The organism is Mesorhizobium shangrilense (assembly GCF_040537815.1).
Classification (GTDB): domain Bacteria; phylum Pseudomonadota; class Alphaproteobacteria; order Rhizobiales; family Rhizobiaceae; genus Mesorhizobium; species Mesorhizobium shangrilense.
On sequence record NZ_JBEWSZ010000012.1, the window covers coordinates 77,076 to 100,306 of the forward strand.

33 protein-coding genes and 1 pseudogene are annotated in these 23,231 nt (G+C 62.4%); 19 read left to right on the forward strand and 15 right to left on the reverse strand.

What is annotated here, in order from left to right:
* The first annotated feature begins 30 nt into the window (after positions 1–30).
* The 7 genes from rpmF (at position 31) to ABVQ20_RS38035 (ending at position 4,921) form a co-directional block, all read left to right on the forward strand.
* Positions 31–213 (forward strand): 50S ribosomal protein L32, encoded by a 183-nt coding sequence (gene rpmF, locus ABVQ20_RS38005; RefSeq protein ID WP_008834724.1) that lies wholly within the window; start codon positions 31–33, stop codon positions 211–213.
* 383 nt (positions 214–596) lie between these two features.
* Positions 597–1,091: an Lrp/AsnC family transcriptional regulator gene (locus tag ABVQ20_RS38010; RefSeq protein ID WP_354464941.1), complete on the forward strand. Its 495-nt coding sequence runs from the start codon at positions 597–599 to the stop codon at positions 1,089–1,091.
* A gap of 2 nt (positions 1,092–1,093) precedes the next feature.
* Entirely contained in the window at positions 1,094–1,948 is an 855-nt protein-coding gene (locus ABVQ20_RS38015) for a transporter substrate-binding domain-containing protein (protein ID WP_354464942.1), read from the forward strand.
* A gap of 108 nt (positions 1,949–2,056) precedes the next feature.
* Positions 2,057–2,716 (forward strand): amino acid ABC transporter permease, encoded by a 660-nt coding sequence (locus ABVQ20_RS38020; RefSeq protein WP_354464943.1) that lies wholly within the window; start codon positions 2,057–2,059, stop codon positions 2,714–2,716.
* Positions 2,713–3,387, forward strand: a complete 675-nt coding sequence (locus tag ABVQ20_RS38025) for an amino acid ABC transporter permease (protein WP_354464944.1) — start codon at positions 2,713–2,715, stop codon at positions 3,385–3,387. The genes ABVQ20_RS38020 and ABVQ20_RS38025 overlap by 4 nt, the downstream gene beginning before the upstream one ends.
* A gap of 29 nt (positions 3,388–3,416) precedes the next feature.
* On the forward strand, positions 3,417–4,370 hold the full coding sequence (locus tag ABVQ20_RS38030; protein ID WP_354464945.1) for an agmatinase: 954 nt from the start codon (positions 3,417–3,419) through the stop codon (positions 4,368–4,370).
* 149 nt (positions 4,371–4,519) lie between these two features.
* The gene (locus tag ABVQ20_RS38035) at positions 4,520–4,921 is read left to right on the forward strand and encodes a hypothetical protein (protein ID WP_354464946.1); all 402 of its coding nucleotides are present in this window, start codon (positions 4,520–4,522) and stop codon (positions 4,919–4,921) included.
* 30 nt (positions 4,922–4,951) lie between these two features.
* Here ABVQ20_RS38035 and ABVQ20_RS38040 read toward each other — a convergent pair whose 3' ends face one another.
* The 3 genes from ABVQ20_RS38040 to ABVQ20_RS38050 all read right to left on the reverse strand — a co-directional run bounded on the left by ABVQ20_RS38040 (position 4,952) and on the right by ABVQ20_RS38050 (position 6,428).
* On the reverse strand, positions 4,952–5,383 hold the full coding sequence (locus ABVQ20_RS38040; RefSeq protein WP_354464947.1) for a GlcG/HbpS family heme-binding protein: 432 nt from the start codon (positions 5,381–5,383) through the stop codon (positions 4,952–4,954).
* Positions 5,384–5,584: 201 nt separating this feature from the next.
* Positions 5,585–5,824 (reverse strand): hypothetical protein, encoded by a 240-nt coding sequence (locus ABVQ20_RS38045; RefSeq protein WP_227344863.1) that lies wholly within the window; start codon positions 5,822–5,824, stop codon positions 5,585–5,587.
* Between the two features lie 79 nt (positions 5,825–5,903).
* Positions 5,904–6,428, reverse strand: a complete 525-nt coding sequence (locus tag ABVQ20_RS38050; RefSeq protein WP_354464948.1) for a winged helix-turn-helix transcriptional regulator — start codon at positions 6,426–6,428, stop codon at positions 5,904–5,906.
* A 103-nt stretch (positions 6,429–6,531) separates the two neighbouring features.
* On the opposite strand from ABVQ20_RS38050, the gene ABVQ20_RS38055 reads away from it, so the two are divergent.
* The 6 genes from ABVQ20_RS38055 (at position 6,532) to ABVQ20_RS38080 (ending at position 9,890) form a co-directional block, all read left to right on the forward strand.
* A complete protein-coding gene (locus tag ABVQ20_RS38055; RefSeq protein WP_354464949.1) occupies positions 6,532–7,368 on the forward strand; it encodes an alpha/beta fold hydrolase in 837 nt (278 codons plus the stop codon).
* Between the two features lie 138 nt (positions 7,369–7,506).
* Positions 7,507–8,163 carry a glutathione S-transferase family protein gene (locus ABVQ20_RS38060; protein ID WP_354464950.1) on the forward strand — a complete coding sequence of 219 codons (657 nt, stop codon included), beginning with the start codon at positions 7,507–7,509 and terminating at the stop codon, positions 8,161–8,163.
* Between the two features lie 4 nt (positions 8,164–8,167).
* On the forward strand, positions 8,168–8,512 hold the full coding sequence (locus ABVQ20_RS38065; RefSeq protein ID WP_354464951.1) for an ArsR/SmtB family transcription factor: 345 nt from the start codon (positions 8,168–8,170) through the stop codon (positions 8,510–8,512).
* Between the two features lie 12 nt (positions 8,513–8,524).
* Positions 8,525–8,998, forward strand: coding sequence for an SRPBCC family protein (locus tag ABVQ20_RS38070; RefSeq protein WP_354464952.1), 474 nt, complete (start codon positions 8,525–8,527; stop codon positions 8,996–8,998).
* A gap of 39 nt (positions 8,999–9,037) precedes the next feature.
* The gene (locus tag ABVQ20_RS38075) at positions 9,038–9,412 is read left to right on the forward strand and encodes a nuclear transport factor 2 family protein (RefSeq protein ID WP_354464953.1); all 375 of its coding nucleotides are present in this window, start codon (positions 9,038–9,040) and stop codon (positions 9,410–9,412) included.
* A 13-nt stretch (positions 9,413–9,425) separates the two neighbouring features.
* Complete coding sequence (locus ABVQ20_RS38080; protein WP_354464954.1) at positions 9,426–9,890, forward strand: SRPBCC family protein; 465 nt, start codon at positions 9,426–9,428, stop codon at positions 9,888–9,890.
* Between the two features lie 99 nt (positions 9,891–9,989).
* On the opposite strand, the gene ABVQ20_RS38085 is transcribed toward ABVQ20_RS38080, so the two are convergent.
* The 3 genes from ABVQ20_RS38085 to ABVQ20_RS38095 all read right to left on the reverse strand — a co-directional run bounded on the left by ABVQ20_RS38085 (position 9,990) and on the right by ABVQ20_RS38095 (position 11,818).
* Entirely contained in the window at positions 9,990–10,253 is a 264-nt protein-coding gene (locus tag ABVQ20_RS38085) for an ArsR/SmtB family transcription factor (RefSeq protein WP_227344874.1), read from the reverse strand.
* 31 nt (positions 10,254–10,284) lie between these two features.
* Positions 10,285–11,532, reverse strand: a complete 1,248-nt coding sequence (locus ABVQ20_RS38090) for an MFS transporter (protein ID WP_354464955.1) — start codon at positions 11,530–11,532, stop codon at positions 10,285–10,287.
* Positions 11,533–11,623: 91 nt separating this feature from the next.
* A complete protein-coding gene (locus ABVQ20_RS38095) occupies positions 11,624–11,818 on the reverse strand; it encodes a DUF1192 domain-containing protein (protein WP_354464956.1) in 195 nt (64 codons plus the stop codon).
* Positions 11,819–11,968: 150 nt separating this feature from the next.
* On the opposite strand from ABVQ20_RS38095, the gene ABVQ20_RS38100 reads away from it, so the two are divergent.
* From ABVQ20_RS38100 to ABVQ20_RS38115, 4 genes are all read left to right on the forward strand, one after another.
* The gene (locus ABVQ20_RS38100) at positions 11,969–12,979 is read left to right on the forward strand and encodes an NAD(P)H-quinone oxidoreductase (RefSeq protein ID WP_354464957.1); all 1,011 of its coding nucleotides are present in this window, start codon (positions 11,969–11,971) and stop codon (positions 12,977–12,979) included.
* Positions 12,980–13,182: 203 nt separating this feature from the next.
* Positions 13,183–13,323 (forward strand): DUF1127 domain-containing protein, encoded by a 141-nt coding sequence (locus tag ABVQ20_RS38105; RefSeq protein WP_354464958.1) that lies wholly within the window; start codon positions 13,183–13,185, stop codon positions 13,321–13,323.
* Between the two features lie 207 nt (positions 13,324–13,530).
* Positions 13,531–14,136 carry a hypothetical protein gene (locus ABVQ20_RS38110; RefSeq protein WP_354464959.1) on the forward strand — a complete coding sequence of 202 codons (606 nt, stop codon included), beginning with the start codon at positions 13,531–13,533 and terminating at the stop codon, positions 14,134–14,136.
* Between the two features lie 204 nt (positions 14,137–14,340).
* Positions 14,341–15,036, forward strand: a complete 696-nt coding sequence (locus ABVQ20_RS38115; RefSeq protein WP_354464960.1) for a DUF1013 domain-containing protein — start codon at positions 14,341–14,343, stop codon at positions 15,034–15,036.
* 85 nt (positions 15,037–15,121) lie between these two features.
* Here ABVQ20_RS38115 and ABVQ20_RS38120 read toward each other — a convergent pair whose 3' ends face one another.
* The 5 genes and pseudogenes from ABVQ20_RS38120 to ABVQ20_RS38140 all read right to left on the reverse strand — a co-directional run bounded on the left by ABVQ20_RS38120 (position 15,122) and on the right by ABVQ20_RS38140 (position 17,603).
* Positions 15,122–15,841, reverse strand: coding sequence for a helix-turn-helix transcriptional regulator (locus ABVQ20_RS38120; protein ID WP_227349662.1), 720 nt, complete (start codon positions 15,839–15,841; stop codon positions 15,122–15,124).
* 72 nt (positions 15,842–15,913) lie between these two features.
* Entirely contained in the window at positions 15,914–16,324 is a 411-nt protein-coding gene (locus ABVQ20_RS38125) for a hypothetical protein (RefSeq protein ID WP_354464961.1), read from the reverse strand.
* 18 nt (positions 16,325–16,342) lie between these two features.
* Positions 16,343–16,708, reverse strand: coding sequence for a VOC family protein (locus tag ABVQ20_RS38130; RefSeq protein ID WP_354464962.1), 366 nt, complete (start codon positions 16,706–16,708; stop codon positions 16,343–16,345).
* A 53-nt stretch (positions 16,709–16,761) separates the two neighbouring features.
* A pseudogene (locus ABVQ20_RS38135) lies at positions 16,762–17,351 on the reverse strand (DJ-1/PfpI family protein).
* A gap of 84 nt (positions 17,352–17,435) precedes the next feature.
* Entirely contained in the window at positions 17,436–17,603 is a 168-nt protein-coding gene (locus tag ABVQ20_RS38140) for a hypothetical protein (protein ID WP_354464963.1), read from the reverse strand.
* Between the two features lie 232 nt (positions 17,604–17,835).
* Between ABVQ20_RS38140 and ABVQ20_RS38145 the strand changes: the two genes are divergently transcribed.
* Together ABVQ20_RS38145 and ABVQ20_RS38150 are read left to right on the forward strand one after the other, a co-directional pair.
* A complete protein-coding gene (locus tag ABVQ20_RS38145) occupies positions 17,836–18,789 on the forward strand; it encodes a ring-cleaving dioxygenase (protein ID WP_354464964.1) in 954 nt (317 codons plus the stop codon).
* A gap of 98 nt (positions 18,790–18,887) precedes the next feature.
* Positions 18,888–19,067: a hypothetical protein gene (locus ABVQ20_RS38150; protein ID WP_354464981.1), complete on the forward strand. Its 180-nt coding sequence runs from the start codon at positions 18,888–18,890 to the stop codon at positions 19,065–19,067.
* On the opposite strand, the gene ABVQ20_RS38155 is transcribed toward ABVQ20_RS38150, so the two are convergent.
* The 4 genes from ABVQ20_RS38155 to ABVQ20_RS38170 all read right to left on the reverse strand — a co-directional run bounded on the left by ABVQ20_RS38155 (position 19,064) and on the right by ABVQ20_RS38170 (position 23,118).
* Positions 19,064–19,780 carry an SGNH/GDSL hydrolase family protein gene (locus ABVQ20_RS38155; protein WP_354464965.1) on the reverse strand — a complete coding sequence of 239 codons (717 nt, stop codon included), beginning with the start codon at positions 19,778–19,780 and terminating at the stop codon, positions 19,064–19,066. The two genes, ABVQ20_RS38150 and ABVQ20_RS38155, sit on opposite strands and share 4 nt — an antisense overlap.
* Positions 19,781–19,853: 73 nt before the next feature.
* Positions 19,854–20,594 (reverse strand): DUF899 domain-containing protein, encoded by a 741-nt coding sequence (locus ABVQ20_RS38160; protein WP_354464966.1) that lies wholly within the window; start codon positions 20,592–20,594, stop codon positions 19,854–19,856.
* Between the two features lie 175 nt (positions 20,595–20,769).
* Positions 20,770–21,795, reverse strand: coding sequence for a class I fructose-bisphosphate aldolase (locus ABVQ20_RS38165; RefSeq protein WP_354464967.1), 1,026 nt, complete (start codon positions 21,793–21,795; stop codon positions 20,770–20,772).
* 126 nt (positions 21,796–21,921) lie between these two features.
* Complete coding sequence (locus tag ABVQ20_RS38170) at positions 21,922–23,118, reverse strand: phosphoglycerate kinase (RefSeq protein WP_354464968.1); 1,197 nt, start codon at positions 23,116–23,118, stop codon at positions 21,922–21,924.
* Between the last annotated feature and the right edge of the window lie 113 nt (positions 23,119–23,231).

Genomic DNA, 23,231 nt, shown 5'->3' on the forward strand with positions numbered 1-23,231 from the left:
GCTTTTTTGACCATGTAGTGGAGCATATCCATGGCCGTTCCGAAACGAAAAACCTCTCCGTCCAAGCGCGGCATGCGCCGCTCGGCCGACGCCCTCAAGGCCCCGACCTATGTCGAGGACAAGAATTCCGGCGAAATGCGCCGCCCGCACCACATCGACCTGAAGACCGGCATGTATCGCGGCCGTCAGGTGTTGACGCCCAAGGAAAGCTGAGACCAGCTTCTTCCAAGTCCTGAATTGTAAAAAGACCGGCCAGTGGCCGGTCTTTTTGCGTTTTTCAGCCGGATGGCACACTTCTCGAAGCGCAGGCCGCCATTGCCGGCATCCTTCCAGGCCCTGATCCTTGATCGACCGTGACGCTGTTTCAGCGCGCAGGTACCCCTCCAGGCTGGCCTGACGCCTGGAACGCGGGATCATCGCTGCCTCATCTCCTTCAATGCGACGTCTTCCATGAACCAAGCGGGCATTCCGGGATCGCTCGCGATGACCGGGCTTCCCCGCGCTCGATGTTTTTCGGCGCATGTGGGATTGTCATGAATGGTTTCTTATGCAATTTTCAAATTCATAGTCGTTAATCGACATGAATGAGGGAATATATGTGGGATTTCGTCAGCACGAGTGATCTGGACGATACCGAACAAGCGGTGCTTTCCCAACTCAAGGTCGACGGACGGATGTCGAGCGTCGATATCGCCAAGCGCATCGGCGTGACCGAAGCGACCGTGCGGCGAAAAATGGCCCGTGTGCTGGAAGATCCGGATATCTGCATCCAGGCTGTCGTGCGTCCCTTGCGCAGCGATGTCGGCATCGCGGCAATCGTCGGGCTCGATGTTGACCGCGAGCACATCATCAGTGTCGCCAAAAAGCTGTCCGAGTACTCGTTCGTCGACAGCGTCTACGCCATGACCGGACCGTTCGACATCATCATCCAGCTCACCTTGCCGTCAACGACCAGCCTGCATGACTTCCTGGTCAGCGAATTGGCCAATGTTCCCGGCATCAAGGACTCGGAGAGCTACATGATCGGCCGCGTCTTCAAACACAGCGGCCGCGCCTACCAGCACAGCAAAACCGAAGAAAAAAGAGGGTAACAATGATTGCGTTTTTCTCAGCTTCGCGCCGCCGCGTCCTGTCTCTGCTTGCCGCCGCGCCGCTCTTCCTGTCACTCGCTCCCGCTCATGCCGATGGGTTGATCGATCAGATCAAGCAGCGCGGCACCATCGTCGTTGGCACCGAGGCCGCCTTCGAACCGTTCGAGTTCGTCCGTGATGGCCAGATCGTCGGCTACAACAAGGACATCCTGGACTATGTGGTAAGCCAGTTGGGCGTGAAGCTCGACCAGCTCAACCTTCCCTTCCAGGGCCTGCTGCCGGGCCTGCTTGCCAAGAAGTTCGATCTGATGGCGACGTCTACCGGCATCAACGCCGAACGGGCGGCGAAATACGCCTACACTCGACCGACGGGGTCGTTCGAGAACGTGATTGTCGTGCGTGCCGACGAGACCCGCATCAAGACGCCGGAAGACATTACTGGCATGGTGGTGGCGACGCAGCTTGCGTCGTCCGTGCAGCCGATCATCGAAGCCTATGACAAGGAGCTCAAGGACAAGGGTGGCAAAGGTGTCGGCGAACTGAAGCTGTTCACCTCCTTCCCCGAGACCCATGTCGCCCTGGCCTCCGGACAGGTCGACGCCATTGTCATCGCCTCGCCTTCAGCGGCGGTGCTGATGAAGAACGTTCCCGATACCTACAAGGTCGTCGGCTCGATCGGCGAATTCTCTTATCTGTCCTGGGTCTTGCGGCCGGAGGACAAGGATCTACGCGAATTCATCAACGCCAAGATCGGCGAGCTGAAGGATAGCGGCAAGCTGAAGGAGCTGCAGCTGAAATGGTTCGGCTTCGAGATGAAGACGCCTGCTGAAGGCTATCTGCCACCCGGCGCGCTCTGAACCGTATCCGTCCTTGAACATGTCTGGCGCGGCGCAGGCGATGGTTCGCAGCCTTTGCGGCAATCGCTCTCGCCACGCCAGACGATGCTTCTCCGTTCGAGTTGAAAAATGTTCCATTTTTCAAAAACGCTGGCCTTCCTGCCGCAATTCCTGACCGGTGCCTGCATCACGCTCGGTGTCTCGGCGCTGGGGTTCCTGGTCGGCACGGTGATCGGCTTCGGCTTGCTCGCTTGCGGTCGATCACGCTGGCGCGTGGTTCGCTGGATCGGCGCGCTCTACACCAGTTTCATTCGCGGCACGCCGCTGATCGTGCAGATTTTCGTTGTCTATTATGTGCTGCCGGGTCTTGTCGGAATTGATCTGCCGCCGCTGCTGGCGGGCGTGCTGGCGCTCAGCTTCAACAGCGCTGCCTTCGTCGCCGAGATTCTGCGCGCCGGGCTGACACGCATTCCCGCCGGCCAATACGAAGCGGCCAAGGCGCTTGGCCTGAAACCCGTGGTGATCTGGTTCAAGGTCATCATGCCGCAGCTGTTCCGGGCCATCATCCCGCCGATGGTCAACGAGTTCACCATGCTGGTGAAAGCGTCATCCATCCTCTCCGTGATTGCCGTGGTCGAACTGACCCGCACCGCGCAGAACATCATGAACGTCACCTACCGGCCGGTCGAGGCCTTCTGCATGGCGGCGGTGCTGTATTTCATCGTGCTGTTCTCCTGCAGCCTGCTGACCAGGCACCTGGAACGCAAGGCGCAGGGAGCACGCGCATGACGTTCGATTTTTCCGTCATCCTGGACAATTGGCAGATACTCGCCAAGGGCTTCGGCAATACGGTGCTGATGTGCGCCGTGTCGCTGCCGCTCGGCTTCGCGCTCGGCGTCGTGCTGGCGCTGGTCAGGCTGCGGGGCGGGCGGCTGTCGGCGGCTATCGTCTCGGCCTATGTTGAAATCTTCCGCAACATCCCGTTCCTGATCCAGATTTTCCTCTTGTTCTACGCCTTGCCGATGTTCGGCATCCGGCTTTCGCCGGTGGTGGTTTCGATCGGCGCGCTGTCGGCCTATGCCAGCGCCTATTCGGCCGAGATCATCAGGGGGGCGATCCAGTCCATCTCGCGTGGGCAGGTCGAGGCAGGCTATGCGCTCGGGCTGCGCTACCTCACCATCTTTCGCAAGATCCTTGTGCCGCAGGTGCTCGGCTATATCCTGCCCGCGGCCACCAATCTCACAATCACGCTGATCAAGGAATCGGCGATCCTGTCGGCGATCACGGTTCCCGAGCTCACCTATATGGCTCAGAACGTCATCGGCCGCACCTTCTCGCCGGTGGAGATCTTCACCGCCATTGCATTGCTGTACTGGGGGCTGACCGCCCTTGTCGCGGCAATCTCGCGCAGCCTGGAGCACAGGTTGCAGCCCCATCTCGCGGCCCGCCGTGGCGCCTGATCCAAAACTTTCAATACAGAGGAGACCCCATGTCCAAGCTCACCACCGCGCCGCGCGATGTGTTCCAGACATTCATGAACTTTCCGCTGGTCGAGGATCTCGACACGCTGAAGGCTGACGTCGCCATTATCGGCATGCCTTATGGAGACCCCTACACAATCGACGAGCTGATCAACGACCAGACCAACGCGCCGACAGCGGTGCGGCGCGCCTCGCAGCGTATCAGCCAGGCGCTGGACCGCTATGATTTCGACATTGGCGGACCGGTCTTCGACGGCCAGGACATCAAGGTTGTCGATGTCGGCGACGTGCCCGGCGCGGCGGCCGATCATGTCGGGCACTACAAACGGGCCGAAGCCGCGATCCGCAAGATCCGCGCTGCCGGCGCACTGCCGATCACCATAGGCGGCGATCACGGCATTCCGATCCCGATCTTCCGGGCCCTTGACGGCGAGGGCCCGGTCACCCTGGTGCAGCTCGACGCCCATCTCGACTGGCGTGACAACGTCAACGGCGTCAAGGAGGGCTATTCCAGCACCATCCGCCGAGCCTCGGAAATGGCGCATATCAAGGACATCTTCCAGGTCGGCGTGCGCGGCCAGGGCAGCGCGCGCGCGGAAGAGGTGGCAGCCGCCCACGCTTACGGCGCCAACATCATAACCACCAATGAATGGCAGGACATCGGCACCGCGGCCCTGCTCAAGCGCATCCCCGATGGCGGTCGCTATTACCTCACCATCGATGCCGACGGGCTTGATCCGGCGGTCATGCCGGCTGTCGCCGGCCCACAGCCGGGCGGGGTCACCTATCGCCAGACGATCGACCTGATCAAGGGACTGTTCGCCAAGGGTAAGGTGGTCGGCGTCGATATCGTCGAGATCACTCCGGCGCGCGATGTCAACGAGATCACCTCGATCACCGCTGGCCATATCATCCTCAACGTCATTGGCGCCGCGGTGCGGGCGGGGCAGTTCAAGCGCTGAGTTCAGAGGATCGCGTGGCGGTCGGGAGCAATTCCGGCCGCCATGCGGTTTCACGCGGTCTTTGTTCGTGTTGTCGCGCCTCTGCGAAAATTCTTGACGGCGGGCGCGTGCCGCATTCTACAGAAGGGTGCCCAAACCGGAGACGTCAGATGTTCGGTGCCATTCCGCTGCTGATCGTGCCCTTCGTCCTCTACAATCTCGGCCTTCTGGGAATATTCGGCGGCGGCGATGATCCGTGGGTGAGCGAGATCTTCTCGGTCCGCATGATGTCGGGCGGGGTGTTTTCGATGACGCTCGGCGACCTGATGGTGCTGATCGGGCTGATCTTCTTCTTCGCGGAAATGGTAAAGTCGACGCGCACGACCAATGCGTCGATCATGGACCACCTGCTATCGACCTTCGTCTTCGTGGCGTTCCTGGTCGAGTTCCTGCTGGTGAAGGGCGCCGCCCATTCCGTCTTCTTCACGCTGATGGTCATCGCACTCATCGACGTGCTGGCCGGTTTCGCGGTGTCGATGCGATCGGCCAGCCGGGATATCAATTTGAACTAGGGATATCGAGGTTCAGCCCGCTGCTCGACCTCAACCTGGGTCGGCGGTGAAGCCGGCTGCCTCGATGCCGGCGATGGCCGCGGTCTCGTCATTGTCCGACGTGTCGCCCGAAATGCCGACCGCACCGATGACGGCACCAGCCTTGTCACGGATCAGAACGCCGCCGACGACCGGCAGGACACGCCCGCCCGAGACATCGGAAATGCCGGCGACAAGATGCGGACGTTCCTTGGCGAAGGCTTCCACGCGGCGCGATCCCATGCCGATGGCAAGCGCGCCATAGGCCTTTCCAGCCGACATTTGCGGGCGCAGGAACGAGGCGCCGTCCTGGCGCTGGAACGCGACCAGATGGGCGCCGGCATCAAGCACCGAGACGCCCAGCGGCTTGAGCTTGAGTTCGGCCCCCTTGGCAAAGGCGGCGTCGATGATCTGCTTGGCCTTTTCGAGCGTCAGTGCGGTCATGGTAATCTCCTATGGAAAGGCGTGAATCATTGACCGGGTGCGGGCGATGCGAAATCCCGGTTTCGGTTGAAATTGCTTCGCCGGAAAGGGCGGGATGGATAGCGACCACGACAGGCCGCAATGTGGAAGCACGCCACCAGTACCGCATCCTCCCGATATGGCGCTCGCGTGCTTCTGATCTGCCTTCGAAGGTCTAGCCTGCTAGGCGGTTTTCTTCTTGGCGCGCGCCGGCTTCTTGGCCGGGGCGGCTGGCGCGTTGGCGAGGTCTTCCGCTTCCTTGGCGAGGCGGAGTGCCCTCAGTTTGTTGGTCTTGGCCTGCCGGGCATCGCTCTCGGCGACATATTCGGCCATCGCCTTCTGGCGCACGGTGGCGGCCTCTTCCTGTTTCTTGAAACGCGAATCGGCGCGTGCGCGTGCGGTATCCTTAGAGTTCTCAACCAAGGGCTTTATCCAATCTCGCAAATCATGATTTCGGCCCCTTGATAGCAGAGCCGGCCTGAAAATGGAAAAATAACTTGGGTCACGCAGGCGCACCGGGTCCTGCGTCCTTCTTGCGGGCGACGACCGCCTCGTAGGCTGCCCGCAGGGTTGCGCGCACCGTGGCGTCGGAGGGCGTGCTGGATGGCGTGCCAAGATGCTCGTGGCGCAGTTCGTCCATGAATTGCTCCCACAACGGCGGGCCGCCTTTTTCGAGGAGCTCGGCGCGGATCGACAGATCATCGCTCACCGGCAGCCAGACGCGGCCCCAGGCGCCGAGATGCGCCAGGATCGGCACCAGCGTGATGGCCATTTCGGTCAGGCTGTAGATGGCCTTCTGCTTGTGGGTGGGGTCGTCGGCCCTGGTCAGCATGCCCAGTTCCATCAATCGCTTCAGCCGGTCGGCGAGGATGTTGGAAGCGATCCCCTCCATCGAGCCGTTGAGCAGCTCGCGAAAATGGCGTTTGCCGCCGAAAATCATGTCGCGAAGGATGATCAGGCTCCAGCGATCGCCGAACACTTCCAGCGACAGGTTGATCGGGCATCCGGACCGGCGATCGATGCTCATGCGACTCTCCGAGAGAAAAACCAGTTGCATTATCGTATCAGTCTCAGTATCGTGCAACTGATTGCAAAACGCAATCGGTTGTGAGGACCAGGAGACTCCCGATATGGCGACGAGTGAACAGCCGGAAATCGCATCCCAGGCCTTTGGCGATCCAGCAAATCCTTCGATCCTGCTCATCATGGGCGCCATGGCCTCAATGCTGTGGTGGCCGGAGGCGGTCTGCAGGAAACTGGCTGACGCCGGCCTGTTCGTGATCCGCTATGACAATCGCGACACCGGCCGCTCGACCAAATATCCGCCGGGCGCGCCGCCTTATACGCTCGACGACATGGCTGATGATGCGATCCATGTGCTCGACAGCCATGGCATCGGAGAGGCCCATATTGTCGGCATGTCGATGGGCGGCATGATTGCGCAGCTTGTGGTCTTGAAGTATCCGCCGCGTGTCCTGTCGCTTACGGTCATCAGCAGTTCGCCGATTGGAACCGACACGTCCCATCTGCCGGGAACGACCGAAGCCTATATGGAACATTCGGCTGGAGGCGAGAACGTCGATTGGTCCGATCGCGGCCAGGTGGTCGATTTTATCACCAGGGATGCGCGGATGATCGCCAGCGTGGCGCATCCGTTCGACGAGAAACGGACAAGGGCGTTTATCGAAGGGGATTACGACCGTTCCGGCGGCTTTCTGAGCGCGACCAATCATTTCATGCTCAAGGGCGGCGAGGCCTGGAAGGGCCGCCTCGGCGAGATCGCGGCTCCGCTGCTCGTGGTGCACGGCACGGCAGACCCGATCTTCCCGATCGAGCACGGCGCGGCACTTGCCGAGGCGGTTGCCGGGGCGCGGCTTGTCCGCATTGAGGGCGGCGGTCACGAGCTGCATCCGGACGATTGGACAACGATAGCTGCTGCGATCGTCGCTCACGCCCAGGCCGGCTAAGAGCGCGGCCGGGGGCTTGACGCATCGGGCTTGCGGCAATAGTTAAGCAAATGCTTCAGTGTTTGATTTTCGCTAGGACGAGGCACCAAAGCTGGCGTGCCAAGGAACAGACGAGCCAAGGAACGGACGAGCAGGACAATGACCCTTACGCTTCACTTTCACCCGCTGGCCTCCTTCTGCTGGAAGCCTTTGGTCGCGCTTTATGAGAACGATACGCCATTCACATCGGTCATCGTCGATCTCGGCAACGAGCAGTCGCGCGCCGCCTTCCTGAAATTGTCGCCCTGGGGCAAGATGCCGGCGTTGCGCGACGATGCGCGCGACCGCACGGTGCCGGAATCGACCATCATCATCGAATATCTGGCCGCCCATTACCCAGGGCCAGTCGAACTGCTCCCCGTCGATGTCGGTCTCGCCAGCAGGGTTCGCGTGGCCGACCGCTTCTATGATTTCTATGTCCAGGAGCCGATGCAGAAGATCGTCGCCGACCGGCTGCGGCCGGAAGGCATGACCGATCCGTTCGGCGTCGAGCAGGCGCGAGGCCAGTTGCGCAATTCCTATACCTTCCTTGAACAAGACATGCAGGCAAAGAGCTGGGCGACGGGCGAGACCTTCACCATGGCCGACTGCGCGGCGTCACCGGCGCTGTTCTACGCCAACAAGGTCGAGCCTTTCGGCGACCGATATCCGGCGGTGAAGCGTTACCACGACCGATTGGTGGAGCGGCCATCCTTCGCCCGCGTGATCGAGGAAGCGCAGCCCTATTTCCACATGTTCCCCTACAACAACGGTTAAAGCCATGCTGCACGATCCGGCCCAGCTTGATCTGATGTTCCAGGCGCTTGCCGACCCGGCGCGCCGGCAGATGGTCGACCGATTGTCGCGCGGTCCGGCATCGGTCAGCCAACTGGCCGAGCCGCTGGCGATGTCGCTGTCGGCTGTCGTCCAGCACCTGAACGTGCTGGAGGCAAGCGGGCTCGTCCGCACCGAGAAACTCGGCCGGGTGCGCACCTGCCAGATTGAACCGCAGGCGCTGAGAACCGCCGAACACTGGATCAACGAACGGCGCCTGATCTGGGAGCGCCGGCTCGACCGGCTCGGCGCCTTTCTTGCCGAAACCAATGACGACACCGAAGGAAAGTGAAGGAGGCTCATCATGACCGAACCGTCCGTGACACATGCCACCATCGTGCTCGAGCGCTTCTATAATGCTTCGCCGGCGCGGGTGTTCAAGGCCCTGGCCGACCCGCAGGCGCGCATGCGCTGGGGCACGCCATCGAAGGATGCGGAACTGGTCTACGACAAGACCGACTTTCGTGTCGGCGGGCTGGATGTCAGCCGCTGCGGGCCGCGCAGCAGACTGATCTACCGGGTTGAAACCCGCTATATGGATATCGAGCCCGAATACAGGATCGTCTCGACCGAAGTCGTGTCGGAGGGCTGGAACCGGCTTTCCGTGTCCCTGATCACGGTCGAGCTTCAGGCACAGGGTAAATCCACACGGCTTATCCTCACCGACCAGGTCGCGGCCTTCGGCGACAAGGACATGATCGCCGGCAGCGAGGCGGGATTCAGCGCCGCGCTGGACAATCTCGCGGCGGAGTTTTCGAACGAGCCCGCCGACGCCTGATCCTGGCAATCGCCAACCAAGCAGAAGGAGGTTTCCGCCATGCCCGGCAAAAGCAGATCGGAGCTGATCCACAGTTATTTCGCTGCCTATCAGGCGAATGACCGTGAAATCATCGAGGCTGTCCTGACCGATGATTTCACCTTCACCAGCCCTTATGACGATGCCATCGACCGGGCGACCTATTTCGTGCGGTGCTGGCCCAACAGCAAGCTCTTCAAGTCGATCACCATCGAGAGGATATGCGAGGACGGGGACGCTGCCTTCGTTCTCTATCGTTGCGAAACGCTCGACGGCAAAGGCTTCCGCAACACCGAGCTTCATACGTTCCGGGGCAGCCGGCTGTGCGGTGTCGAGGTCTATTTCGGGGCTGCCCACAAGGACGGCGTCTTCATCGCCCAGCAACCATCAAGCTAGCAGGAGAATTCCCATGACCCAGCGATCCGTCGTCCATTCCACCTTCATCATCGACCGCTTCTATCCGGTGCCGCCCGCGAAAGTTTACTTCGCGCTCAGCGATCCGGCGGCCAAGAGGCGCTGGTTCACGGACCCCAGCAACCCGATGCCCAGCAGGCATGAAATGGACTTCCGCGTTGGCGGCAAGGAGATCAATGCCGGCGGTCCCAAGGACGGACCGATCCACGTATACAACGCTACCTATCAGGACATCGTGCCGGACCAGCGCATCGTCTACAGTTACGACATGCTTTTTGGCGAAACCCGCATCTCGGTGTCCTTGGCTACGATCGAGCTGCATGCCGAAGGCAAGGGCACGCGGCTGGTGCTGACCGAGCAGGGCGCTTTTCTCGATGGCCACGACAGCTCCGCCACCCGCGAGCACGGCACCCGCGAACTGCTCGACGCGCTGGGCGCGGCGCTGACGGTCGAAGCCTGATTTCGGCTACCGGTATCCGGCGAAGGGCTTGAAGCGCGCCGAGCTTTCTTCATGCATGTCGTTGTCCCAAAACCGCTGTGCGCTTTTGGGCAAGAAGCATCAGGTCTCCCAGAATTGATCGAGCCAGAGGTTCAGCTTCAGGAAACCGGCATTGCTCACCGTATAGACCCGTCTTGTTCCTTCCGGCTTGGCGTTGACCAGGCCGGCATCAAGCAGCACCTTCAGGTGCTGGGAGACGGCGGGTCGCGATACCGGCAGTCCGGCGGCCAATTCGTTGACGGTCTTCGGGCCGCGCCGGAGTTCTTCCAAGAGATGGCGCCGGTTGGGATCGGCAATCGCCATGAAGGCGTCGGAAAACATCATGCCTTATTTGTGAGGCAAAGCCTTTCGAATCTCAACCATTGGTTTCAGCTTTTCTTCGCGGGTCAAGCCGCAGCGCTTCCGGCGTGACCGAGCGGTCGGCCGGCTGTGTCTTGAAGGCATCGCGATCCTCGATCGGCACCGGGGCGCGGCGGCTGATGCGCAGCAGCGTATAGGCGGCGAGACTGAGATGCGCGAACGCCGTCGCCAGGAACAGGCCTTCCGGCCGGACCCACCCCATCAGGGCCGCGCCCAGCAACGGGCCGATCATCGTGCCGAAACCATAGAGCAGCAACAGGCCGCCCGAGACCTTGACGAAATCCTCGGATCGCGCGTGGTCGTTGGCGTGGGCGACGGCGATCGAATAGAGCGTGTAGGCAAAAGCGCCGTAGGCCGCCGTGAAGATCAGGACGAAGATGGCTGAGCGCGGCTCGAACAGGAAGATCGCAAGCGCAAACAGCGCCGCGCCGAAGGCCGCGCCCGCCAGCACGAAACGTCGGTCGGTCTTGTCGGACAGGCGCCCGGCCGGAAGCTGCATGGCAGCGCCGGCGACGACGACGAGGCTCATCATCAAGGCGATCTCGGCCGTGGAAATGCCGATGCGGGCGCCGTAGACGGCACCCAGCGTGCCCCAGGCGCCATTGGCGATGCCGACCAGCAGGCAAGCGACCGCCGACACCGGCGAATTGGCATAAAGGCCTTTGACGTCAAGCTTGACATCCTGCAGCGCCTTGGGATGCGACGCCGTCGAAACGGCGGTCGGAATGAGCGACAGGCAAAACAGGATGCCGGTGATCATGAACAGCGAGTCCGATCGCACGTCACCGCCGGCGACGATCATCTGTCCGCCCATGATCGAGGCGTAGGTGACCATCATGTAGAGGCCAAAGACAGTGCCGCGGTTCTCGTTGGTGGCCTTCTCGTTCAGCCAGCTTTCGATGACCATGAAGGCGCCGGCCATGGTGAAGCCGGTGAAAGCGCGCAGCAGGATCCAGACGTATTCGTCGATGATCAAGCCGGTCAGCAGCGCCACGATCGCTCCCGACGCCGCAAAGGCGCCGAAGGCCCGCACATGTCCCGCGCGGCGCACGAGGCGCGGGGCAAAGAAGCAGCCGGTGACGAAGCCGCCGGCCCAGGCGGTGCCCATCAGGCCGAGCGATGCCGTCGAGAACCCTTCAAGTTGACCGCGCAACGGCAGGAGCAGGCCGTGCAAGCCGGATGCCGCCAGCAGGAAGGCAGTGCCGCGAAGCAGCGAGAGGATCGGTCGGTAGGCTGCGAACATGTTTTGATCCGGCTGGAGTTTGCTGAAGCGCAGGGTCTGAAGACAGGTGCATTCCGGCTTTTCGGCGGCGTCAAACCGGCGCTTTTTGAAACTATCCGCGGCGGAACAAGGCCTCGGCCGCGGACTTCGTGCTGCCCTTGGCCTTGAGCTCGGCTTCCAGCCTGGCGATCTCTTCTCGCAAGATACCGATCCGCTCCGACAACTCACTCACGGAAAGCAGGGACAGGTCCTGCCCTATCTCATGCGGGCGCGCTTTCTTCTTGGGTTCGTCGTCGAAGATCGCCATCGTCGCTCCTCCCTGATTTGGCCATTTGCCTGATTTGGCAATGAGCATACATAGGGCAGGGGCACGGATGCAAACATCCGGCAAGATTCGGACTGCCGGCAAGAGTATGGCAGCCAGCAAGAGTCTGGCGAACCAGGGATGGAAACACGCATGGCGAATGGACAGAGAATTCCGGCGAAGATGACGGCCATCGCGATCTCGGAACCTGGTGGTCCCCGTGTGCTGAAACCCGAGACGCGCGATGTGCCGCAGCCGGGCTCCGGTGAAATCCTGATCAGGGTGCGCGCCGCCGGCGTCAACCGGCCCGATGTGCAGCAGCGCAAGGGCGCCTATCCAGCACCGCCCGGCGCGTCGGACCTGCCGGGCCTCGAGGCGTCCGGCGAAGTGGCCGCCCTTGGCGACGACATATCGCGCTGGCGCATCGGCGACCGGGTCTGCGCGCTGACGCCGGGTGGCGGATATGCAGAATACGTCAAGGTGCATACCGGCAGCGTCCTGCCCTTGCCGGCCGGCTTTACCCACACCGAAGCGGCCGCGGTGCCGGAAAACTATTTCACCGTCTGGCACAATGTGTTCGAGCGCGGCGGCCTGAAACGCGGCGAGACCTTGCTTGTGCATGGCGGCTCGTCGGGCATAGGCACCACGGCCATCCAGCTTGCCGCCGCGTTCGGCGCCTATGTCATCACCACGGCCGGCAGCAAGGAGAAATGCGACGCCTGCCTGAGGCTGGGGGCGGATCGGGCGATCAACTATCGCGAAGAGGATTTCGTCGCCGCGGTCAAGGACGCGACAGGAGGCAAGGGCGCAAACGTCATCCTCGACATGGTCGGCGGCGACTATGTGGCGCGAAACTACGAGGCCGCGGCGGTCGAAGGCCGTATTGTCCAGATCGCTGTGCAGGGCGGCGCTGTCGCAAGCGCCGATTTCTCGAAGATCATGGTCAAGCGGCTTGTTCATACCGGCTCGACGCTCAGGCCGCGCACCGTCGAGTTCAAGGCGGCCATTGCCGCCGCGCTGGAGGCGCAGGTGTGGCCGCTGCTGGGTACCCGCAAGGTTGCCCCGGTCATGGATATGATCTTCCCACTCAGCGACGCCTGGCGGGCACATGAGCGGATGGAGGACGGCGAGCATATCGGCAAGATCGTGCTGGACGTCGGCTGATAGCGGCATACCCGGGGCTCGATCGGCAGGCTGACCGGAGCGAGACCGCGCCCGTGGTCCTGGTCCCTGCCTACAAGATGAACAGAAGCTTAATGCTGCAATGCAGCATTTGCATCATTGCTATGCAAAATCAGCCATTCAACTCCGCATCGGTGACGCCTATTTGAGCATCACCGAAACGAACAACCATTTGGAGGACTAACATGAACCCGATCCGCGCTTTCCGTAACTGGCGCATGTACAACGAAACCGTGCGCGAGCTGAACCGGCTGAACACCCGTCAGCTCAACGATCTCGGCATCAACCGCGCCGACATCGAAAAGATCGCTCGTCGCGCCATCTGATTTCAAGAGCGGCTGCTCGCGGCCGCGACCCAAGCCAGAGCCACACGAGACGGGTTTCCCGTCGCCGGTTCCGAACCCGCTGGACCCTGTCCGGCGGGTTTTGTCGTTTAGGACCCACGAGAGCGTCCGCCGACAATTGAATGGCACGCGGAGGCGGTTTTTGAATGACGTATCGGTGTTCGGAAATATCTCCGGCAGGCGAGTTCCTTGCTCTCGTCATCGTTCTCGCACCTCCCTTTCGGGGTGGTCGTAGTCACCGGCCAACAGCGCATCGTGCAGCTGAACGAGGCCGCCGAGATGATACTGGCGCGTCCCGGCAGCCTGCTTCGCGCTTTCGGCGGCGAGATCCAGGCATCCAATTTCAAGGATGCCCAGCCGCTCCAGAGACATATCGCGGATGCCTGCGCGACATATGACGATCTCACGCCTAGCAAAGGCGGGACGCTCCTGCTGCGGGGTGATCGCGAGGAGCCCGACCGACCGGGACTGCTTGTCTCCATAGCACCGTTCGTTCATGCCCCTGCCTATGGCCTGGCTTCTGAACGTTGCGCGATGGTGATGCTTCGGGACGTTTCATTCCAGGTGAGCGACAGCTTTGCCGACCACATTCGCGCCCTGTTCGAGCTGACGCCGGCGGAAGCCACGCTGGCCGCTGCTCTTGCCGCCGGATATTCCCTGAAGGACGCGGCGGCGAGCTCAAGCATTACCGTCAAGACCAGCCGGACGTATCTCGAAAGGATATTCGCCAAAACCAGGACCCGCCAGCAAAGCCAACTCGTCGCGCTGCTCAAAAGCACCGAGCCGTTTCGCTGAGAACGGTGGGCGGCCAAGGCGGGTTGATATTGCTGGCCCTATGATGAACGAGGCTTGGTGATCTCTCGTCGGCGAGCCCATCACTTCCGCCAAAAGCGTTGCGAAACGCCTTGCGAGCGGTTATACAGACCGCGAATTTCCCATTTTGGTGGCCCTAAACCACCGCCCGCGCGGGAACGCGGGCGAACGAGAAGGATTTTTAAAATGGCCAATACGCTGTTGATGCCCAAGGCGACCGCCGTCTGGCTGGTCGACAACACCGCGCTTTCCTTCGAGCAGATCGCGCAGTTCTGCGGGTTGCATCCGCTCGAGGTCAAGGCGATCGCCGACGGCGAATCGGCGCAGGGCATCAAGGGCATGGACCCGATCATGACCGGCCAGTTGACCCGCGACGAGATCGCGCGCGCCGAGAAGGACCCGAACCAGCGCCTGAAGCTCTCGGACCCCAAGGTCCGCGTGCCCGAATCCAAGCGCAAGGGTCCGCGCTACACGCCGCTGTCCAAGCGCCAGGATCGCCCCAACGCCATTCTCTGGCTGGTGCGCAACCATCCCGAACTCAAGGATGCGCAGATTTCGCGCCTCGTCGGCACCACCAAGTCGACGATCGAGCAGATCCGCGAGCGCAAGCACTGGAATTCGGCCAATCTGCAGCCGATGGACCCGGTGACGCTGGGCCTTGCCTCGCAGATCGACCTCGACATGGAAGTCAACCGCGCTTCGCGCGGCCGCGAGCAGGCGCAGCCGGTCGGCGACACGCTGCTGCCGGCGGCATTGACCGAACGTCTGGTGCCAACGCCGGAGAAGCCGAAGGACGAGGATGCGGAGCTCGACGCCAACGCCGTCTTCGCCAAGCTCTCGGCGCTGAAGTCCAAGAACACGGATACCGACGACGACGAGTGAGGAAGGATCGGCGAAAGCCCGATCAATTGCACGTTGAAAAAAGCCCGCTTCGAGCGGGCTTTTTATTGTCATGCGTGCGCCGATGTCAGGTTCTGGCCGCGCGATCCGGCGCCATGCCATAGTCCTCGCTGCGCTCCACTGCCCGGTAGAAGTCGGCAAGCTGCTTGCCGCGCTCCGGCTTGAAGATACGGCCGGCGATGATCACCGAGGCGATGCGGTCGATGCGGAAGGCTCGGAAATCGTCGCGCATCTCGCACCAGGCGACCAGCGTCCACACCTTGCCCCAGAACCACAGGCCGAGCGGGCGGATATCGCGCGCCGTGCCACGGCCAGCCTCGTCGCAATAGTCGATGGTCAGCACCTGGCGTTTCTCGACCGCGCGCTCGATCAAGTCGATCGCTTCGCGGGCGGCGTCGCTGACCACCCACATCGGCGTGTGGATCTCGGTGCGGGCAATGCGGTCCTTTTCGGCGTCTGGCAGCACGGCGCCGATCTTTACGAGTGCCTCGTCCGCGGCCCTCGCCATGGCGGCGCCACCAAAGGCGCGCACCATGCGGGCGCCCGCGACCAGCGCCACGATCTCATCACGCGTGAACATCAGCGGCGGAAGGTCGAAACCCTCCCTCATCATGTAGCCAACGCCGGCCTCGCCGTCGATCGGCACCCCGGTCGACTGCAGGTCGGCTATGTCGCGGTAGATCGTTCGCTCGGAAACCTCGAGCCACGTGCCAAGCTTCTGGGCGGTGACCAGACGGCCACCGCGCAAATGCTGCACGATCTGGAAGAGCCTGTCGGCGCGGCGCATCGTATCGTCCCTCGGCGTTGCTTCTGTGTATGTCATCGCCCAAAACCGATCTCCACTTTTGGGCGGTGTCCATTATGGTTTCAGTCCTTCGCGCTTGCGCTGCGCGGCAACAAATGCCGTGCCGAAGGAAAGTTTCTTCGTCGTCGGCGTCTTCGCGTCGAGCACGCGCCAGAAGGGCGCGACGTCGTTCAGCGTCATGCCTCGTTCGAGATCCTCATTGGCGGCCTCGGCGACGGTGCGCAGATGATAACCTATGGTGACCGGACATGTCACTTCGGCGCCATGCTCGATGGCGAGCGCGGTGCGCAGGGCGCGGACATCCATGTCCACCCCCTGCGGGATCGTGCGGATGAAGTCATCCACCTGCCGAGCTGTCGGCACCAGCATCGGCTGATCCTCGATGACGTCGGCGAACGTACGCGGCGACGGCTTGATGCCGTTGATACCCGGTGTGTCCAGCCTGTCATTCCAGCTTTTCACCATCAGGCGGTCCTCATCACCTCAAACGAACAGGGCGAAACTGTTGCCGTCCGGGTCGAGACAATAGGCGAATGTGCCGACGGGAATGGAGATGGCCGGAGAAACGACCTGGCCGCCATTCTGCTTGACCCGCTCCATGGCGTCATCGATGGGTGCCGCGACGGACAAATGGATAGTCGGGCCGGTCCCAGGCGTCGCTGGCCTGCCGGGATAGACATGCCCTGATGCCATTCGGTCCTGCGCCGTGAACATGGCAATCGGGTTCGGCCCACTTTCCTCAAGCACCAGATCGTTCTGAAGCACCGATGCGTAGAAGGTGCGCGCCCGATCCATGTCAGTGACAGGGATCTCGAACCAAGCCGAGGCTTTTGAAGGTATGAAGGTCATTTTTCGCTCCCGTTACGGCTGCACTATTGCATGCCGCTCCTGACAGCATTCTGTCAGGAGGCTTCAGCATACTCCTTGGCGAACATTGCCCGCATTCCAGCGAGGTCACGGCTTCTTTCGGGATAGAGCGCCTTCAGGAAGGCCAAGGCGAACGTGCCGGGCGCCGAACCCGGCGCGGAAACGATCGTGCCGTCCGCAACGGCATGCGGTACGTCCTGATAATTCGCCGCGCCCGGATAACCGAGTTGCTTTCGTTGATCCAGTCGCGGCCATTGCTGGTATGTTTGGCCTTGTCGAAGAGGCCGGCCCGGGCCAGTGCCAGCGTCCCGGCGCAGATACCGCCGACCACGCCGCCGCGCGACGCGACGGCCGCGAGCAGATCAACGGTATCTGGCGGCGCTTTGCCGAACCATTGCTCGGAGCCGATCACGGCAATGGCATGGAGATCGGCGGTGTCGTCGACATTGGCCGAGCGTTCGGGAGCGAGCCGAAAACCGCTGATCCCGGTCACCGGCTGGCCGCCCGGCGTCAGCGATACGGTGCGTGCGCCGAACCATTCGACCGCCGAGGCCGCCAGCAGCCCATATTCCCAGTCGGCGAAGCCTTCGATGAACAGGACACCGATTTTCTTCTGTTCTGGCATGAGCTCGCTCCACCCCTCGCGCGCCGGTCCTATTATCTGGGTGCCGTCGCGCGCGCATCCAACCGTGATGTCGAAAAATTCGTCTCAATTGCCGCGCAGGCGGCGCTCGGCATACATGTCCGGCCAGCCGATATCCTTGCGGATATCCGGCGGCAGCGCGTTCAGGAAACGCTGGGTGCGGATCTCGTTGCGAATCGTCCGTATCTTGCCGACATAGTGCTGCATGTCGCGCAGAATGGTAAAACCGGTCATGACGTGACTCCTCTCTCTTTGATGGAGGCATCATCGCACACCCCTCCTGACAGCAGTCTGTCAGGAGGCTTGGAGGCCCGGCGGGTTGTCGAACGTCCCACGCTGTCAAGGGCGGCAGCGTTCAGCCTGCGGCGACGGACCGTCGGGTTCTGGGCTCTACGGAGATGGGCCGGGCATCCCGATATGAGGACCAACAATTCTCGTAGATTTCCTCGAGATCAGGGAGACGACCATGAGCCTGCAACTAACCGGAATTCATCATCTGACGGCCATCACCGCCAATGCGGCGGGAAACCTGCATTTCTACAGGAACGTCCTGGGCTTGCGGCTGGTCAAGAAGACCGTGAACCAGGACGATACGTCAGCCTATCATCTGTTCTATGCCGACGGAGAAGCAACGCCGGGCAGCGACGTGACCTTCTTCGACTGGCCTGTCGGGCCGGAGCGGCGCGGTACCCACAGCATCGTCCGGACGAGCCTGCGCGTGGCCAGCCTCGAAAGCCTTGCCTGGTGGAAAGAGCGGCTGACCGGCGAGGGCATCGTGTCAGGAGCGGTCAGTGATGTCGGCGGCTATCCATCGCTGGATTTCGAAGATCCGGAGGGCCAGCGCCTGCGTCTTGTCAGCGATGGCGGCAAGGGTGACAGCAACCCATGGGCAGGGAGCCCGGTTCCCGTGGAGCATCAGATACGCGGGCTCGGCCCGATCGTCATCAGCGTTCCCGACATCGCCAACACCGAGGCGGTGGTGACACAGGTGATGAACATGCGCAAGGCGCGGGAATATGCCTCGCCGGATGGCGAGGGTCAGGTTCATGTCTTCGAAATGGGAGATGGCGGCCCGGCGGCCGAACTTCATGTCGCGGTACAGCCGGGGCTGGCTCCGGCACGCCAAGGCGCCGGTGCTGTCCATCACGTTGCCTTCAGGGCGCCGGACGAGAAGACGTTGCATCAGTGGACGGCCCGCCTGGCCGAATTCCGGCTGCCATCAAGCGGTGAGGTCGAGCGTTACTATTTCCGCTCGCTCTATTTCCGCGAGCCGAACGGAATCCTGTTCGAGATCGCCACCGACGGACCTGGGTTCACGGCCGACGAGCCGCTGGAAACGCTGGGCGAAAAGCTGGCGCTGCCGCCGTTCCTCGAACCGAGACGCGCCTCCATCGAGGCTGGCCTCAAGCCGCTGAACTGAACCGCCTCCGGCCGACAGCGGGCGCCGCGTTCCAGTTCGGGATCGCGGCGCCTGTTCTTTTCCAGAGGCCGAGCGAACCACTTTGACAGGGGCCGGCGTTGCTGGTCAAAGACGGCATGACGAAACTCCTTGCCCTTGTCATCGTCGGCTTCATGGTCATCCAGCTGATCAAGCCCATCGGCTGGCCTGGTCTCAAGCGCCGCGGCGATTTCTGGAAGCTGGCGCTGCTTGCCATGGCGGCGATATCGCTGGCCGCCGTGCTCGGGCATTTGACTTAGCTCGCGATCACCAGTCCGACGAGATGCTCCGCCCAGGCCCGGTAGCCGGCTTCCGAGGCGTGAAAACCGTCGGAAGCAAAGCCGGCCTCGGGATTGGTGATCGGCAGGCGTGGCGCCGGCACCGCGCCGCGCTCAAGGCAGAGGCGCTCACCCATCCGGTTCATCTCGACGGCGCGGATTTCGAGGATCTTGCCAAGCAATGACGGCATGGCTGGGGCGCGGGTGAATTCCAGCACTGGCGACCACACCACGCGAGCCTCCGGCCATTTGGCGCGCAGTGCATAGAGCAGGCCGCCGAAATCCTTCTTGAAGCGGGGCACCGAGTGAAAGTTCTTGGTGTCGTTGGTGCCGATGGCCAGCACAATATGCGTCCACGGGTCGGCCGAGAGATTGGGCAGGACGTGATCGCGGATCTGGCCTGACGTTGCCGAGTTGAAGCCGGCGGCGCGCCAGCGTACGGCGCGGCCGGTGCTTTGCGAAATCAGCACGGCGAGTTGCGCGGCAAGCCCGTTTTCGGAATTGCCGATGCCGACCGAGGCGGCGGAGGAATCACCCAGGACGAGCAGCGAGATCGCCGGCGCATTGCCCAGGAGATCGTGCATGACCGGTCCCTGCGCCGGCAGCATGCGCGTGGTGCGTCGGCGCACGCCCAATCCCTGCCAGACATAGACCGGAAAGGCGAGCCAGGTGAGGAGGGCCAGAAAGCGTCGCATCACGATACCCTTGGACGAACAACGAGCATTAGCCGATGTTGCGGCCGAGGTGAACGGTCCAGCTGCCGCAAGGTTAATCGCAGCAGTCGCTCTTCGTCTTCGGTCTGTCGCAATACTCGTCGTGCAGCCGCACCCAGTCCATCAGGCCGTGATAGGGACCGGTCTCATCGCGGCCCTTCGGGGTCATGTCGAGATAGTCGTAAGTGCCGATCAGCGCTTCGCCGCCGCGTGCCCGCGATATGAAGGTAAGGAAGATGTCGCCGCTCTCGTCGCGATAGAAAACACTGGTGCCGGGCAGTTCCTTCGATGTCCGGGGACGGGTCTCGAAATTGTAGGTGGTTTCGCCGGAAGCGATCTGCTTGTCAGTGAACGAAACCTGCATGTCGAAGTTGAAATCTGAGGCATAGGACGACACCCAGTCGAATTTCCAGCCCATGCGCTGCCTGTAGGGCTGAAGCTCGGCCAGCGGCGCGCGCGACACCACGACCAGCGACACGTCGTGATGGCTGAGATGCTGGTTGGCGCCGTCGATATGGTCGGCAAGGAACGAACAGCCCTCGCAATGATGATTGCACCCCGGCCCGAGCATGAAGTGATAGACGATCAGCTGGCTGTTGGCGCCAAATAGATCGGCCAGTTTCTTCGGCCCTTGCTCGGTCTCGAAGACATAGTCCTTCCGGATCTTCAACCAGGGCAGTTCCCGCCGTTCCGCCGCAATACGCTCGCGAAACCGCGTCAGTTCCTTCTCACGGGCCAGATGCGCCTTGTGCGCCTGAAACCAGTCTTCCCGCGAAACGGCCTTGTTGTTGTTCATGAACCTCTCCCTGGCTTGTCCCCCAAGGACGTTCGAGACCGGCCTCAACCGACATCGCCGTCACTTTTGCCGAAGAGGAAATAAGGACGCTGAAGCGCCAGCCCAAGCCCGGCAAGCCACAAACAAAAAACCCGGGCACGTGGCCCGGGTTCGAAGGAAGACAGAAGAGCTGCGCTCAGGCGGCCTGTTCCAGGCCCGCCTTCCATTTCCCCAGTGCGGCCAGATGGTTCATGTGGGCGCGGTGAGTGAAGGCAGCCTGGCCGGCGGCAACGTTCGACGCCTTGCCGCTCCAGGCCTTCTGCGGGGCCGCCTGCAGGGCGCGGCCATAGGAGAAGGTCAGCTTCCACGGATGCGGCCCGATGGCGTTGATGGCGTTGAGATTGGCGGTCGCTTCCTCGTCCGACTGACCGCCCGACAGGAAGGCGATGCCAGGTACAGCGACGGGCACGGTCTCACGGAACAGCTTGATCGTCTTCTCGGCGATTTCTTCGGGGCTGTTGGTCTTGCCCGACTTCTTGCCTGCAATCACCATGTTCGGCTTCAGGATGGTGCCTTCCAGCACAACGCCGGCCATGTTGAGCTCATCATAGAGCTTCAGCAGCGTTGCCTTCGAGACCTGGTAGCAGGTGTCGATGTCGTGGGCGCCGTCCATGAGCACTTCCGGCTCGACGATCGGCACGATGCCGGCCTCCTGGCAAAGTGCCGCATAGCGGGCGAGCGCATGGGTGTTCGAGGCGATCGAATTGGCCGATGGAACGCCCTTGGCGGTGTCGATATCGATCACCGCGCGCCATTTGGCGAAGCGGGCGCCGAGCTTGTAGTAATCGGCGAGGCGTTCGCGCAGGCCGTCGAGGCCTTCGGTGATCGTGTCGCCGGGAAAGCCGGCCAGGGGTTTTGCGCCGGCGTCGACCTTGATGCCGGGAATGGCGCCGGCCGCCTTGATGATATCGACCAGCGGCGTGCCGTCGGCGGCCTTCTGGCGGATGGTCTCGTCGTAGAGGATGACCCCGGAAATGTATTTGGTCATCGCGTCCTTGGCGCGAAACATCATCTCGCGATAGTCGCGGCGGCTGTCGGCGGTCGATTCGACGCCGATGACGTCGAAGCGCTTCTTGATGGTGCCGGAACTTTCATCGGCGGCCAGCAGGCCCTTGCCACCGGCCACGATCGCTGCGGCAATGTCTTCGAGACGTTCGCTCATTCTGCTTCTCCTCAACGGGTCTGTTCCGCGCTTAACGGAAGTCTACCGCCAAAGGAATGGCATCGGAAAGCTCGAATCGATTGAAAGTTTCCAGCGCCTTCCGCCGCGTCGCCGATCCGGCCGAGCCTACTTCTTCAACACGTCGACGCCCGGCAGTGGCTTGCCTTCCATCCACTCCAGAAAAGCGCCGCCGGCCGTCGACACATAGGTGAAATCATCGGCGACGCCGGCGTGGTTGAGGGCCGCCACCGTGTCGCCGCCGCCGGCAACCGAAACCAGCTTGCCGGCCCTGGTACGTTCGGCGGCATGCTTTGCCGCCGCCACCGTCGCATGATCGAACGGCTCGATCTCGAAGGCGCCGAGCGGGCCGTTCCAGACCAGCGTCGCGGCGCGGTCGATCCATTCGCCGATGGTTTTGACGGTTTTCGCGCCAACGTCCAGGATCATGCCGTCGGCCGGCACGTCGGCGATGGCGACGGTCTCGCAGGCGGCGCCCGCCTTGAATTCGCGGGCGACGACACCGTCGACGGGCAAGATGATGGCGCAGCCCGATTCCGCCGCCTCGATCATGATCTGCTTGGCGGTCGTGGCCAGGTCATGCTCGCACAGCGATTTTCCGACATCGGTGCCGCGCGCGGCAAGGAAGGTGTTGGCCATGCCGCCGCCGATGACCAGGGCATCGACCTTCTTCACCAGGTTCATCAAGAGGTCGATCTTGGTCGAGACCTTGGCGCCGCCGACGATGGCAACGACCGGGCGGGCCGGGTTGCCCAGGCCCTTTTCCAGCGCTTCGAGTTCAGCCTGCATGGTGCGGCCGGCGAAAGCCGGCAACAGACGCGCGAGGCCTTCCGTCGACGAATGGGCGCGGTGCGCCGCCGAGAAGGCGTCGTTGACGAAGATGTCGCCATTGGCGGCAAGCCGTTCGGTGAAGGCGGGGTCGTTCTTTTCCTCCGCCTTGTAGAAACGGGTGTTCTCGAGCAGCAGCACGTCGCCCTTGTTCATCGCCGCCACGGCGCTTCCCGCCGTGTCGCCGGCGCAATCGGAAGCGAAGCCAACAGGGCGTCCGAGCACCTCGGCTGTCGCCCTGGCAATCGGCTCCAGCGAGAATTCAGGCGAGGGGCCGTCCTTGGGGCGGCCGAAATGGGCGAGCAGGATGACCTTGGCGCCCTTGCCGGACAGTTCCGCGATGGTCGGCGCGATGCGCTCGATGCGGGTGGCGTCGGTGACCTTGCCATCGGCGACGGGCACGTTGAGGTCGACACGCACCAGCACGCGCTTGCCGCTGATGTTGCCGATGTCGTCGAGTGTCTTGAAGGCGGCCATGCTGGTTCCTTTCGCGGAAAAATCGCCGGGACATTACCCCGCACCATCGATGATGCAAGGCTTACGGCGTGCGGCTGCGGAAAATTTGATGTTCTGTGGGCAGACGAACCGGC

Coding starts and splice junctions, on each gene's coding strand:
- ABVQ20_RS38015 (WP_354464942.1), top strand. CDS start 1,094: ATGATTGCGTTTTTCTCAGCTTCGCGCCGCCGCGTCCTGTCTCTGCTT.
- rpmF (WP_008834724.1), top strand. CDS start 31: ATGGCCGTTCCGAAACGAAAAACCTCTCCGTCCAAGCGCGGCATGCGC.
- ABVQ20_RS38050 (WP_354464948.1), bottom strand. CDS start 6,428: ATGAGCATCGATCGCCGGTCCGGATGCCCGATCAACCTGTCGCTGGAA.
- ABVQ20_RS38155 (WP_354464965.1), bottom strand. CDS start 19,780: ATGCGACGCTTTCTGGCCCTCCTCACCTGGCTCGCCTTTCCGGTCTAT.
- ABVQ20_RS38125 (WP_354464961.1), bottom strand. CDS start 16,324: ATGGTGAAAAGCTGGAATGACAGGCTGGACACACCGGGTATCAACGGC.
- ABVQ20_RS38035 (WP_354464946.1), top strand. CDS start 4,520: ATGTTCGGTGCCATTCCGCTGCTGATCGTGCCCTTCGTCCTCTACAAT.
- ABVQ20_RS38145 (WP_354464964.1), top strand. CDS start 17,836: ATGAGCCTGCAACTAACCGGAATTCATCATCTGACGGCCATCACCGCC.
- ABVQ20_RS38065 (WP_354464951.1), top strand. CDS start 8,168: ATGCTGCACGATCCGGCCCAGCTTGATCTGATGTTCCAGGCGCTTGCC.
- ABVQ20_RS38030 (WP_354464945.1), top strand. CDS start 3,417: ATGTCCAAGCTCACCACCGCGCCGCGCGATGTGTTCCAGACATTCATG.
- ABVQ20_RS38100 (WP_354464957.1), top strand. CDS start 11,969: ATGGCGAATGGACAGAGAATTCCGGCGAAGATGACGGCCATCGCGATC.
- ABVQ20_RS38040 (WP_354464947.1), bottom strand. CDS start 5,383: ATGACCGCACTGACGCTCGAAAAGGCCAAGCAGATCATCGACGCCGCC.
- ABVQ20_RS38090 (WP_354464955.1), bottom strand. CDS start 11,532: ATGTTCGCAGCCTACCGACCGATCCTCTCGCTGCTTCGCGGCACTGCC.
- ABVQ20_RS38075 (WP_354464953.1), top strand. CDS start 9,038: ATGCCCGGCAAAAGCAGATCGGAGCTGATCCACAGTTATTTCGCTGCC.
- ABVQ20_RS38160 (WP_354464966.1), bottom strand. CDS start 20,594: ATGAACAACAACAAGGCCGTTTCGCGGGAAGACTGGTTTCAGGCGCAC.
- ABVQ20_RS38025 (WP_354464944.1), top strand. CDS start 2,713: ATGACGTTCGATTTTTCCGTCATCCTGGACAATTGGCAGATACTCGCC.
- ABVQ20_RS38080 (WP_354464954.1), top strand. CDS start 9,426: ATGACCCAGCGATCCGTCGTCCATTCCACCTTCATCATCGACCGCTTC.
- ABVQ20_RS38055 (WP_354464949.1), top strand. CDS start 6,532: ATGGCGACGAGTGAACAGCCGGAAATCGCATCCCAGGCCTTTGGCGAT.
- ABVQ20_RS38165 (WP_354464967.1), bottom strand. CDS start 21,795: ATGAGCGAACGTCTCGAAGACATTGCCGCAGCGATCGTGGCCGGTGGC.
- ABVQ20_RS38010 (WP_354464941.1), top strand. CDS start 597: ATGTGGGATTTCGTCAGCACGAGTGATCTGGACGATACCGAACAAGCG.
- ABVQ20_RS38140 (WP_354464963.1), bottom strand. CDS start 17,603: ATGACCGGTTTTACCATTCTGCGCGACATGCAGCACTATGTCGGCAAG.
- ABVQ20_RS38020 (WP_354464943.1), top strand. CDS start 2,057: ATGTTCCATTTTTCAAAAACGCTGGCCTTCCTGCCGCAATTCCTGACC.
- ABVQ20_RS38105 (WP_354464958.1), top strand. CDS start 13,183: ATGAACCCGATCCGCGCTTTCCGTAACTGGCGCATGTACAACGAAACC.
- ABVQ20_RS38115 (WP_354464960.1), top strand. CDS start 14,341: ATGGCCAATACGCTGTTGATGCCCAAGGCGACCGCCGTCTGGCTGGTC.
- ABVQ20_RS38170 (WP_354464968.1), bottom strand. CDS start 23,118: ATGGCCGCCTTCAAGACACTCGACGACATCGGCAACATCAGCGGCAAG.
- ABVQ20_RS38070 (WP_354464952.1), top strand. CDS start 8,525: ATGACCGAACCGTCCGTGACACATGCCACCATCGTGCTCGAGCGCTTC.
- ABVQ20_RS38130 (WP_354464962.1), bottom strand. CDS start 16,708: ATGACCTTCATACCTTCAAAAGCCTCGGCTTGGTTCGAGATCCCTGTC.
- ABVQ20_RS38120 (WP_227349662.1), bottom strand. CDS start 15,841: ATGCGCCGCGCCGACAGGCTCTTCCAGATCGTGCAGCATTTGCGCGGT.
- ABVQ20_RS38085 (WP_227344874.1), bottom strand. CDS start 10,253: ATGATGTTTTCCGACGCCTTCATGGCGATTGCCGATCCCAACCGGCGC.
- ABVQ20_RS38060 (WP_354464950.1), top strand. CDS start 7,507: ATGACCCTTACGCTTCACTTTCACCCGCTGGCCTCCTTCTGCTGGAAG.
- ABVQ20_RS38095 (WP_354464956.1), bottom strand. CDS start 11,818: ATGGCGATCTTCGACGACGAACCCAAGAAGAAAGCGCGCCCGCATGAG.